The 11,845-nt window shown below is 59.7% G+C and carries 7 protein-coding genes and 1 riboswitch; all 7 genes read right to left on the bottom strand.

The genetic code is table 11. From position 1 onward, the window contains the following. Positions 1 to 24: 24 nt before the first annotated feature. Positions 25 to 99: riboswitch (cyclic di-GMP riboswitch) on the bottom strand. Positions 100 to 378: 279 nt separating this feature from the next. The 7 genes from QMN23_RS04955 to QMN23_RS04925 all read right to left on the bottom strand — a co-directional run bounded on the left by QMN23_RS04955 (position 379) and on the right by QMN23_RS04925 (position 11,644). Then, entirely contained in the window at positions 379 to 3,333 is a 2,955-nt protein-coding gene (locus tag QMN23_RS04955; protein ID WP_282002261.1) for a M6 family metalloprotease domain-containing protein, read from the bottom strand. Between the two features lie 242 nt (positions 3,334 to 3,575). Continuing rightward, positions 3,576 to 5,876: a lectin like domain-containing protein gene (locus tag QMN23_RS04950; RefSeq protein WP_282002259.1), complete on the bottom strand. Its 2,301-nt coding sequence runs from the start codon at positions 5,874 to 5,876 to the stop codon at positions 3,576 to 3,578. 209 nt (positions 5,877 to 6,085) lie between these two features. Continuing rightward, positions 6,086 to 7,138 carry a hypothetical protein gene (locus QMN23_RS04945; RefSeq protein ID WP_282002257.1) on the bottom strand — a complete coding sequence of 351 codons (1,053 nt, stop codon included), beginning with the start codon at positions 7,136 to 7,138 and terminating at the stop codon, positions 6,086 to 6,088. Positions 7,139 to 7,233: 95 nt separating this feature from the next. Continuing rightward, positions 7,234 to 7,485 carry a hypothetical protein gene (locus QMN23_RS04940; RefSeq protein ID WP_282002255.1) on the bottom strand — a complete coding sequence of 84 codons (252 nt, stop codon included), beginning with the start codon at positions 7,483 to 7,485 and terminating at the stop codon, positions 7,234 to 7,236. A gap of 118 nt (positions 7,486 to 7,603) precedes the next feature. After that, entirely contained in the window at positions 7,604 to 7,795 is a 192-nt protein-coding gene (locus QMN23_RS04935) for a hypothetical protein (RefSeq protein WP_282002253.1), read from the bottom strand. 434 nt (positions 7,796 to 8,229) lie between these two features. Then, positions 8,230 to 9,630: a sigma-54-dependent transcriptional regulator gene (locus QMN23_RS04930; RefSeq protein WP_282002251.1), complete on the bottom strand. Its 1,401-nt coding sequence runs from the start codon at positions 9,628 to 9,630 to the stop codon at positions 8,230 to 8,232. Positions 9,631 to 9,676: 46 nt separating this feature from the next. Next, on the bottom strand, positions 9,677 to 11,644 hold the full coding sequence (locus QMN23_RS04925; protein WP_282002250.1) for a cache domain-containing protein: 1,968 nt from the start codon (positions 11,642 to 11,644) through the stop codon (positions 9,677 to 9,679). Positions 11,645 to 11,845 lie beyond the last annotated feature (201 nt).

Raw genomic sequence — 11,845 nt, 5'->3', positions numbered from 1 at the left:
GCTTGGATACCCTGCTCCTGCCACTTCGACGGCCCCTCTATCCCGTTGGGACAGGTAGCTTTGCGTCCCCCGGTTGCCCGAGGTTTGCCTTTTCGGTGGTGCGCTCGTCTTGGCGGAACGAACCGAATAATTCCAGTCGGTTAAATCGTTCGACACCGCCAAAAAACATCGTACAAACAAAGTGTTACAAAAATACAACCATTCGTATACCGTTTTCATCAGCTGAAATCAAGTTCATAATTCGTTTTTATTAAAAATGCGGCAATGACCGTTTGTTCACCAAGTTGCAAAACCGGCCGCTGCGCAAAAAAGGGCCACTCCCCGTCGGAGAGTGGCCCTTGCGCCAGTCTGGCATCGCTGTCAATGGTGTCGCGGAGGCTACTGGATAATCAGGTTCTCCACCGTCAGCGCCCCGCTCCCGATAGTGAGGGTGCCGTCGAGGGTGGACCAGCAACCGGTGTTACTACTGAAGCCGGTGTCATACCCCCCCTTGAAGAAGACGTTGAGGTTTTTGTTGAGGACGAGATCTTCGATGAATACGGCGCTCTGGGCGAGGATGGCAACACTCGCGCCGTTCTGCGGCGAGGCAAAGGCATTGACGAGGGTGTCGAAGTCGCTGGTGGCGCTCCCCACTACCCGGGCCCGCATGACGAGCGCAAAGCCGGCATCGACAGTCCGGTCTGCATCCATGGTGACAATACAGCTGCCGGTGCCGGTGCAGGCGCCCGACCATCCGGAAAAGGCCGAAGTAGCCCCGGGAGTGGCCATCAGGGTCACCGGCGTCCCGGCGTCGAACTGGGCCGAGACGGCCCCGGTGCTGGCGATGCCCGCCGGCGAGCTGTTTACCGAGCCGTTACCGGCCCCCGAAAAGGTCAGCGACAGGGTCTTCCGGCTTGGCGCCAAGGTACCGGCAAGCTCCACCTCGTCGACTTGCCAGTAATATTCATAGGTGGCGTTGTAATAGTGGAAACGGATGACGACATTGCTCTGGCGGGCCGCCTGGGCCGAGATATCCAGTTGTTCGAGAGCCGGTCCGTAATTGCCGCCGCTTTTACTCCAGACGGTGGTCCAGGGGCCGGCAACGCCGTTGGCGCTGACGTCAACGTCGCACACTTCGTTATCCCAGGATTCGAAATAGGTCCTGAATTTCAGCGAGACCGCCGAGTACCCGGACAGATTGAGCACCGGCGACCGAAGTTCGGTATCCATGGCCACGGCACCGGCATTGTCACTGTCGGCAATGGCAAAATTGCCGCTGCCGCCGGTCATGTTAGTCCGGCTTCCCGGATCATCGAACCGCCACACTGCCCCGGTGCCGGCATCATCGACAACGCTCCACCCTCCGGGAAGAGCCCCCGTATCGAACGTTTCGCTGTAGAACGTCGAACCGGTCGTGAACGACCAGGTTTTACCGCTGAACAACGGCGTGCCGTTCAGATCCTGGGCACCGGTGGTAACCGTCGCGGTGTAAACGGTGCTTGGCTGAAGCGGCTGGGTGGGAGTAAATGAAGCGGTTTTCGTCGCCGCATCGTAGGAAACCACCCCTGAAACGGCTCCACTACTGTCCGCCAGGGTAATGGTCGAACCGGTGATGGTCGCCGGATTCATCTCGGCGCTGAAGGTTACCGTGACAGTGGAACCGAGGGAGACATCCGTGTCGTCTTCGAACGGGGAAACAGCAGCGATCACCGGTGGAACGGTTCCTTTGGAAAAAAGCGCGTTCATGCTCTGGCCCGCGGTCGAAATCAATGAAAGGCCGAGCCCGGATGACGCGGTGGAGTAGTATTTCGAGTCAGGGGTCGACACATCGGTAAAGGCGTCGCTGTTGCCGCTGTAGAAGAGGGAATGCGCCGATCCGGGACAGTCGTAGGCCGCCATGTCGCAGCCAGCGGTACTCGCCTGCTCAACCATGACCCCCTGGTGACCGCCGGCCACATAGGCGTTGATGTCGTTGGAGCCCTGGGTGCCGACGGTAATGTCGATGTGGGTGACAAGCAGGCCGCCACTCCAGTCGCTCCCCAGATAGGCAAGCAATCCCCGGTCCCAACCGGTCGGGTAGCGGTTTTCCGCCAGAAAATATTCACTGGTGCTCTTTGTGGCGTCGATCAGCTTGATGGCCGCGGAATTCGACGACAGGGCGGTACCGACGCTCAGCATCCCGGTAGCCGGCGGCGCAGCCGGCGTCAGCCAGCCGAGGTACTCGCGGGACCAGGCATCCAGCGCCACCGGAGTCGTCCCCTGATTTTCGCCAAGATCGGCCCCCCAGCTGCCGCCAGCCATCAGCGAGAAATCACCGAGGCCGGCATTGGTAGAGGTCGTGTCGTAAAGGTCGGGCAGCCCGCAGAGCTGGTGCCCCATCTCATGGGCGATGACCCCCATGGTCCCTTGGACTCCAGTGGCATACAGCTCGCCGTTGAGGGCGTAGTTCTGGAATTTCACGCCCCCCGCCGTGAAATAGCCCGAACCGTAAGAAGTGGCATGGGCCCAAATGCTCGGGGTCTCGCCGGAACACGCCTTCTCGAATCCGGCAACGATGAAGTAGACCACCGCTTCGTTACGGTCCAGGTAGCCGTTGCCATCGGTATCGAGCGCGGCAAAGTCGACATAGGATGCCGCGGCATTTATTGCGGCCGGGACCCAGGTCTGCTCGCTCGTGCCGTTGTAAGGGTGGACATAGGGGACCGTAACGGTCACGACCCCGGCAGGATTATCCGCTTGGGTATGACTGACCGGCTGAATGTTCAAGGTGCTGAAGGAGTTGTCCTTATAATAATTGGCCACCGACTTGACCCCCGGCGTGGTATCGAAGACGGAGCCATACCAGTCGTTGGCGCTGGTGGTCAGGGTGCGATCACTGAAATTGACTAGGATGAGGAGGATCTTCCGGCTGCCGGAAACCGGCATCGGCGTCCAGTCGCCGGGAGCCATGCTCGTGGTGACCGTTGATGAAGTTGTGCCGGTGAAGGAGGAAGCGCTCACTCGTTGCTGGTAAATCTGCTGCAGGCCCGCACTGAATTGGGCGGCAGCGGCATCGTTCCGCTGCGGCTTCAAATGGCGCTTGATCAGGGCAGGCGCCGGCTGTCCCGGCACAACCAGCTGCCCCGATCCCCTCAGGGTGCCATCCGACGCCTTTTCGGCATATTCCCAGGCCTTAGTCGTCCGATTTCTCACCACGCTGTGGCCTGAATCCGTTTCTATCCAATTCTGGAATTCGTCGCCGCGAATGTGGCCATTGAAGGAACTGCCATCGGGATTGTCGAGTCTGACCGTCGTCGGCGCGGCGGGGCAGGCTGGAGAAGATACCACCGTTCCGGCAAGTACCACTGCGAGCATTAAAAAGATCAGGACTGACCGGCCAGCACATTGCACATTGAAACGCATCGTTTCAGGACCCTCCACGGCGTTCCGCTCCGCACTTCGTTGCCACTGCCGGCCGGAACACCATTTATTTCCTTTTTTTATCGGAAGATCCGCGCAAAGCTTGAGCAACAAACCGCCCCGCCTTGCCAGGCCAGACGATAAAAAAAGGCCGCTTCCCCGTGGAAAGCGGCCCCTTTCCGTGCATAACCGAACGCTCAGTGGATATCGAGCCCGTTCACGGTGAGCGAACCGTCGCCGATGGTCAGCGTACCGCTAATCGTCGAAGCTCCGCTGACGGTGCTGAAGATGCTGTCATAGCCGCCGCTGAAATCGACGGCGACATTGCGATTCAGCAACAGGTCGCCGATAAACTCCACCGCCTGCGCCTGGATGGTGAATAGGCTGGCATCGGGGGCGGCGGCATAGGCGGTAGCGAGGTCGGCGTAGTAACCCATGGTCGCCGTACCGGCCTTGACCGGCGGGAACTGGTCGAAGGTGGCGGTGACCGTTTTGTCGCCGCTCATGGTGAGGCTGCAGTCGCCGGTGCCGCTGCAGTCGCCGGACCAGCCGGTAAAGAGCGAGGTGGAACTCGGGGTGGCATAGATGGTAACCGGTGTGCCGGCGTCGTAGAGGTCGCTGCAGCTGCCGCCGGTGCAGGAGATGCCGGCCGGGGAGCTGGTGGCGGTGCCACTGCCGCTCCCGGCGACGGCAACGCTCAGCGTCGGAATCGCCACCGTCACTTGGGCGGTGGCAGGTGCGGAGACGTTGCCGACGGCATCCCTGGCCCAGCCGTAGAGGGTGATGGTGCCATTGCCGGTCACGGGGTAACCAGTCGGCGCACTGGCGGACCAGCCGGGGTCGGCGGCGGTCGGCAGCGTGGCCGACGCCGTCACCAGGTAGCCGGTAACCCCGACGTTATCGGTGGCAGTGAGGGCGGTAATCGGGATGGTGTGGCTCGTCGCCGGAGTGGGGACGACAAAGGAGCCGATTGATGGCGGGATACTGTCCTGGCCGGCAAACGCCTTGAGGCAGACGTTGGTGTTGGCGTACGAAGTAGTAATGTCCGCCCAGCTGGTACCGCCGAAACTGATGAAGCTTTCGCCGGCATTGGCGGTCGCCGTGGAGGAGTAGCCGGCATAGGGCCGTTCCATCGGGATGGGATACTTGTAGGTAGAGGCGGTCACCTTGACGACTACCGAGAAGCGCTGTCCCTGGGTAAGCTGCACGGGGGTGGTCAACACCACCGTATGGGAACCGGCGTTGGCGATCGTGCCACTCAAGGAAGCGACCAGAGAGCCGGATCTGGGTGCCCCGGCGGTCACCCCGGTATAGACGTACACCTCATACTGGGTAGAGACGTCGAGGGTCTGGAAGGCGACGGCCTTGAGCTGCTCGCTCGCCTGGGCGGTGAAGATATTGGCAAACCAGCCGATCGTCGAATTATAGCCCATCGACGACGTCGTGCCCAACGGGTCGTACAGATAGACCCGGTTATAGGTGGTAACCGGCTGGGCGGTGGTAAAGACGTAATTGTCCTGGCCGATACTGGTGTCGTAGTAGGAGACGTAGAAGTACCCCTGGTCCCCCCAGGAGGTCCCCCAACTGTTCTTGACGATGAACGCCCCGTTCCCCGGCGGCGTGGTGGCGAAATTGCTCGCCGCATAGTTATCGTCCCAGCCGACGATGGCCACCATATGGTTGATACTGTTATCGTAATTGTAATAATAGGAGGCGGTGGCCGGCTTGTAGTACGCCGACAGTCTGCTGCTGGAAGCGCCGCTATCGACAAAAATGCTGGTGGTTACAGCCCCGTAGGTCATGACCGCCTGCTTGATGGCATCGGCGTCCGGCAGGTTATATGAATTCCGCGGCGGGATGACCAGCGAGTCCATGACATGCTTGACGGGGGCAAGATTGGACGGTGATGTCGAACTCGTTGCCGAGTAAGGATCGTCCGCCTCGTTGATCGGCCCGCTCCAGCGGGAAAAGTACGCCGTCGCCATGTCGCCGTTTCCCCCGTCACAGGCGGCCAGATCGAAGCCGCTGGTGTTTTTCAGGTTGTTTTCGGAGAAGTCGTCGCCCTCCGTCGGCAACAGCCCCGATTCGAGTGAAGCTACCGAGCCGAAGGCCCAGCAGGCGCCGCACTGACCCTGATCCCGCACCGGGGTCACCCGGTTGTAGTCGCGAAGATCGTAAGCCGCCGGCAACGTCGTGGCCGTGACGATGGCCGACCGGATGGTGGAGGTAGCCGTGGCGCCGGTGAGATGCGAATAGTCGAGGGGCGAAGGGATATAACCGGTGGGATGCTCGACGGGGACCGGGACCACCGAGGCGCGGGCAGAGAGGGAACCGCTCGTCTGGTAACTGAGGAACGCCGGATTGAGCGGGGCCTCCAGGGGAACATCAGCGGCGGCAGCCACCGCCGGCAGCAACGACAGCACCAGCACTCCAACCACAAACCCTTTCACCGCCACCTCCCCTGCCCGTAGATCGCCCGGCAACGTCACCAGTCTCATTAGATTCCATGATATCCTATCCGGCCGGACAAGATCACGAGAAAACTTTGGTCGGCTGACGTAACCGAACAGTTGTATTATCGGCGGGAGCAGCGACAGCTTGAGAGCGATCCACGGACCGGCGGGGCGAGGAACACGGCCGGGCGGGCAAAAAAAAGCGACGGAGCTGCCTCCGTCGCTTTTGTACTGCGGGGTTTCGCCGGGGAAGGTTATTTCGCCTTCTGCTCCAGCGCTTTCTTGGCCGGCCCGTTCATCCGGATCGCCGCCGAGAACTCCATCCAGAAGATCAGATAGATGGAGATCATCAGCGAGAGGCCGATGTTCTGATTGTCGGCACCGAGCGCCTTGGCGAGGATCGGCGAGGCGAAACCGGCACCGAGGCTGCCGGTGGCTCGTTCGAGGAAGTAGAAGACCGGCAGGGTCAGGGCGGTACCGACCACCATGATGGCGATGCCGCGGCTCCGCTTGGCCCAGTATTTCGGGGTGAAGCCGTACATCCGCATGAAGATCACCACCCAGATGATCCAGACCGAGTAGTCGACGGCGGCGTCGGGCAGGGCCAGTTTGGCCTTGACCAGGACGACTTCCAGGACAGTGACGGCACCGAGGAGGATGAACATCCAGGAGAACTTCTCGTTGGCCTGGGTCTGCCAATTGCGGCTGTCGGGGGCCGGCGACTCCTGAATCGAGTGGTTATGGGTGCCAAGCGCCGAGAAGAGGATGGCGAACCAGATGCCGGCATTGTGGAACAAGAGCGACGAATGGTTGCCGGCCACATTGGCAATGCGGGACATCGGGTCGCGAGCGAAGTCGGCGGCGATCCTCATCAGGAAGAGGTTGACGACGATCGAACAGAGGGCGATGACCGCCAGGGTGAAGAGCCGGCGAGGGAGCAGATAGGGATCGACCCGATCGGGGAAACCGAGGATGAAGGCAAACCAGATCAGGTACATGATCAACGGAATGCCGTAGGTGATGCCGTACACGGCGTTACCGGCAAAGTCGCCAGCCTGGGCGTAAATGATGTAGTTGTTGGTCGGATCGGCGTCGGTGTTGGCCGCTTTCACCACATCCTTGGCGACCAGCTTGACGTGGGGGAGCAGCCCCATGGCGTACCAGCCGTGATCGCCCTGCGTCGTGTCGACGACCCAGTACTGGTCGGCCATCATCGCGTCGAGCCCCTGAAACACTTTCATGCTGAGGGCGGCGCAGAGCGACACCACCACGAGGAGCAGGATTGCATTCTTAATACTCATTGGCATCTTCGTATCCTCCTTGGGCGAACCGGGCAGCTATCGGGACAGTGAGACCCCGTCGCGATGAAGCCGCAGTTCGCCGGCGACTGTGATTGGAAGTTCTATTCTTTGTGGCTGGTCCAGAACATCGACACGGCATTGGCGGCAAACAGCCCGTAGAGCCACATCGTATTCCATGCCGGACCCGACCAGTGACTACCATGACCACCGCCGACGACCCCCGAGGCGATGATGATCCCGATCATGGCCGTACCGGCGACCATTGCCACCGCGCGGAGGATAGCGCTGTTCCGCCAGGTGTGCCGCTCCAACTCCTCGATTCTTGCCAGCAATTCAAGCTCTTTTTCGCTCATCTCTCTTCTCCTTTACGAAAGATATAACTGATAGGGCAGCCACTACCGTCAGGAAATAAAGCACGTAGGGTCCGTGGAGATACAGGCTCAGATGGTATAACATGGCAACCTCCCTTGATTAGCACTTGGCCGGGGTGAGAATCCCGTGGGGAAACCGTTCCGCCAATTCCTGATATTTGAAACATTCTTGATAACGACAGCTGCAATACTTGATGATCATGTTCACGTCGTGGGGGGAAATATAGCCGCAGCCCACGTCGCAGATATCATCACTCTTACCGTAGAACGGGCAGACAATTCCGTCCTTCATGGGAACCTCTATCAGAAACCGTTAGGTGTAGCTGGCAAGCATGGGATGGAAACTGCTTCATCTGGTCGTCACCATCCACGGCTCCGTCCCATGCAACAAAAGGAGTAACTGAGTGAAGAAAAAGCAACGTGTATACCAAGACCAAGAAAATATTTATATATTATTTATTTTTCTTATATATCAACAAGTTATACTCCAACACACCCACAAAAAGCAGAAAAGCTGCCGGGCCAATTAAAACACCGTTTTTCGCAGCAGTGCGAGAATGGAGGATGGAAACTGCCGGCCCGGCGGCTTCCCCCCGCTCGGGAGAGGGCGGCGTGAGCCACCATTATCCGTGTAGTGACGGCAGGTTAGCGACGATCAGAAAGGACGGCTTGCAGCCGTGCAATGGCGGGAAACGGACCTTTTGCACAAATGCAAAAAGACCCGCTTTAGGCATACTCTTCGCGGCGGAGGTTGTATTTCTTCATCTTGCGGTAGATGGTCGCCATGTTCATCCCCGCTTCGCGGGCCGCTGCCTCGACGTTACCGCCGTTCTTGCGCAGCAGGCCCTTCAGATAGTCGACCTCGAAGCGGGAGAGGGCCTTGGCGTAGTCCCCTTCCTCGCCTTCCGCCTCAAGTTCGACCGACTGCTCCCGGTCGGCACCGATCAGCGGCAGATCGACGAATTGGGCAAGCACCGGCAGGGTGATGTAGTCGTCGCTCTCCATGGCCGTACACGCCTCGATGACGTTCTTCAACTGTCGGATATTACCGGGCCAGGCAAAGTCGCTGGCCGCCTCCATCGCCTCGGCGGTCAGCCCCTTGATGGCGGTGGCAAACTTCTTGTTCTGCAGAGCGATGAAATGGGCCGCCAGGAGCGGGATATCCTCTTTCCGCTCCCGCAGCGGCGGGAGATGGAGATTAAGGACGTTGAGACGGTAATAGAGGTCTTCGCGGAAAGCGCCGCTCTTGACCGCTTCCTTGAGGTCGGCGTTGGTGGCAGAGATCAGCCGCACGTCCACCTTGGTCGGGGTGGTATCGCCAACCCGCAGGAATTCCTGCTCCTGGAGGAAGCGAAGCAGCGTCTTCTGAACGTTCATCGGCAGGTTGCCGACTTCGTCGAGGAACAGCGTCCCGCCGTCGGCCGTCTCCAAAAGCCCCTGACGGTTTTCCTTGGCGCCGGTGAATGCGCCCTTCTTGTAGCCGAACAGTTCACTCTCCAACAGCGATTCCGGCAGGGCACCGCAGTTGATCGCCACAAATTTCTTCGCCTTGCGGAGCGAATTGTAATGGATCGCCTGGGCGATCAGCTCCTTGCCGGTCCCCGATTCGCCGGTAATCAGTACCGACGTGTCGCGAATGGCGATCTTTTCCACCTTGGCCAAGACATCCTTCAGCCCGGCGGAAGCACCGATGATGTTATCGAAGCGGAACTTGCCGACCAGTTCTTCCCGCAGCTCCCGGTTCTCTTCGAGCAGCTGGGTATGCTTGAGGGCATTTTTCACCCGGTAGAGGAGCTCTTCCGGTTCGAAGGGCTTGGTCAGCATGTCGTACGCCCCCCGCCGCAGGGCCTGGATCGACATCTCGACGGTGGCGTAGGCAGTGATCATAATCACCGGCAGCTGCGGATCCCTTGCCTTGACTTTCTGCAGAACCTCCAGCCCGTCCATGCCCGGCATCTTGATGTCGGTCACCAGCAGGTCCCAGTCGCCGGAGCGAAACTCTTCCACCGCCTCAAAGGAGCGGGTATACCCCTTAACGTCGTAGCCGTTGTCGAGGAGCACCGCCTCCATCATCCGGCAGAGCCCCTCTTCGTTATCGATCAGCATGATCCGCTTCTTATCGGTCACCGTACAGTACCTCGCCCTTTGTTATTCAAATGCCGCAACTGCCCGCTCACAGAGCATCCCGGTCCTGCGGCAGCTTGACGGTCACCGTAGTCCCCTTGCCCACTTCGCTGTCGATGGCGATCTTGCCGTGATGCATCTCAATGATCTGGCGGGTGATGGCAAGCCCGAGACCGGTCCCCTTGGTCTTGGTGGTAAAGAACGGTTCGAAGATCTTCTCGATATCTTCCTGGCGGATTCCCGCACCGGTATCGCGGAAAGCGATATTGACGAACTGCTGGTCGTCGAGGAAGGTCCGGACCACCAGTTCTCCTCCCCCGTCCATGGCGGCGCCGGCATTGAGGATCAGGTTGATCGCCACCTGGCGCATCTGGTCGCCGTCGGCCATGATCAGCGGCAGGTCGGGGGCAAATTCCTTCACTACCGTCACGTTGTGCATATCGGTATGATTGGCGGCGAAATCGACGATCTGGCTGAGCAGGTCGTTGATGTCGAGCAGCTCCAGCGCCGGCTTGGGGGTCCGGGCATAGGAGAGAAGATCCTGGACGATCTTCTTGCAGCGCTTGCTCTCCCGTTTGATTTCGTGGATGTATTTGTAATTGGGGTCGTCCTCGCTGGTCTTGCCTTCGATGTAAGAAGCGTAGCCGAGGATCACCCCGAGCGGATTGTTGATTTCGTGGGCAACCCCTGAGGAGAGGACGCCGAGGGAGGCCATCTTCCCCTGCTGGGCCAGGCTGGCTTCCATCTCCTTGTTCTGTTTGATGATGGCGGTCATCCGGTTGAAGGCGGCCGCCAGCTCGCCCAGTTCGTCGCCGGTATCGACCTCCATCTGTTCGTCGAGGCGCCCCTTCTTCACCTTGCGAATCACCTCGTTCATGTGGTTGATCGGATCGGTGAGCACCTTGGCGGCGAGAAAGACGAGCAGGGTGCCGACAATGCCGACGATGATGGTCAGCAGGGTCATGCTGCCGACGATCCGGCCGCGGATCTTGTTCGCCTCCTGGTAGAATTCGTCCTCATAGGAGCCAACGGCGACGATCCAGCCCCACGGTTTGAAGTAGTCGTAGCGGACGATCTTCATCCGCGGATGGCTCTCGCCGACGTTGCGCCACGGATAGCGAATCCAGCCCCGCTTCTTCTCGCACATCTCCTTGATGAACTTGTGGCCGTTGAAGTCGACGGCGTTGAAGAAATTCTTCCCCTCCTCGTCGGGATGGACAGTGAAGTTCCCCTTTTCGTCCATGCAGTAGATGTAACCGGTTTCGCCGACCTTCTTACTCTTGATCTTCTCCTTCAGTTCCTCGAAGGAGCGCCGCTCGAAGGCGAGATCATCGTAGGTCTCCTCCAGGTAGCCGCCGGCGGCGATGATCCAGTCCCACTCGCGGAAATAGCGGTAGGCGACCACCTTCTGCCGCGGGTGGGTGTCGCCGAGAACCGCATTGCGCCAGGGATAGACGATGAACAGCACCTCGCCCGGCTTCGACTTGAGAGCGTTCTCGCACATTACCCGGATAAAGTAGCGGCCGTTCTCGTCCTTCTCGTTGAAGACATTCTCCCCTTCGCGGGCGATGTGGACTTTCAGATCCCCCTTGGTGGTCATGGCGTAGATATAGCCGGTCTCGCCGACGTTGACCCGTTTCAGCGCCTTGCGCGCCGACGCCTGGGCGGTCCGGAGGTCGATCTTGCCGTTCCGGTACTGGCGGTTCTCGGCTTCGACGAGACTGTAGGAGAGGTTGGTCAGGGTGGCCAGTTCGGCGTGAACGGTCCGCACCTTGTCCTGCTTGTAAACCTGGAACTGCTGATAATGGGAATTGAGGAGATCGATGGTGAAGCTGGCCATGTGTTCCAGGTCGTCCCGGGCGGTCTGGGTGATCCCCCGATAGGCCTGCTTGGTGGAGATATAGCCGATCACCCCGCCGACCACGAAAATCGGCACAGTAACCAGCGGCAGCACCAGGACGAGCATCTTCCAGCGCAGTTTCAGATTGTTCATGAAGGCGAAGAAGTAGCGGTGCATGCGCTCCCCGACGATGCCGTCGGCCTGCAACCCGGCATCATACCTGAAGTTTTTCCCATAGTAGTGTATACACTGGCGAAAAATCCAGCACTTTTTGCAAATTTGCAAAAATACTGCCCACCCCCCCGGGACGAGGCAGCGGGACAACCGCCTCCGCCAGGGACGAACGGCGGTTAACCGCTAAAGAATCGGCCGGACAAA

Source organism: Geotalea uraniireducens (assembly GCF_027943965.1).
GTDB classification, from domain to species: domain Bacteria; phylum Desulfobacterota; class Desulfuromonadia; order Geobacterales; family Geobacteraceae; genus Geobacter; species Geobacter uraniireducens.
This window is presented reverse-complemented; position numbering and strand designations above follow the sequence as displayed.

Excerpts from the sequence above, each read along its gene's own strand:
- QMN23_RS04955 (WP_282002261.1), bottom strand. The coding sequence starts at position 3,333 with ATGCTCGCAGTGGTACTTGCCGGAACGGTGGTATCTTCTCCAGCCTGC.
- QMN23_RS04950 (WP_282002259.1), bottom strand. The coding sequence starts at position 5,876 with ATGAGACTGGTGACGTTGCCGGGCGATCTACGGGCAGGGGAGGTGGCG.
- QMN23_RS04945 (WP_282002257.1), bottom strand. The coding sequence starts at position 7,138 with ATGCCAATGAGTATTAAGAATGCAATCCTGCTCCTCGTGGTGGTGTCG.
- QMN23_RS04940 (WP_282002255.1), bottom strand. The coding sequence starts at position 7,485 with ATGAGCGAAAAAGAGCTTGAATTGCTGGCAAGAATCGAGGAGTTGGAG.
- QMN23_RS04935 (WP_282002253.1), bottom strand. The coding sequence starts at position 7,795 with ATGAAGGACGGAATTGTCTGCCCGTTCTACGGTAAGAGTGATGATATC.
- QMN23_RS04925 (WP_282002250.1), bottom strand. The coding sequence starts at position 11,644 with ATGCACCGCTACTTCTTCGCCTTCATGAACAATCTGAAACTGCGCTGG.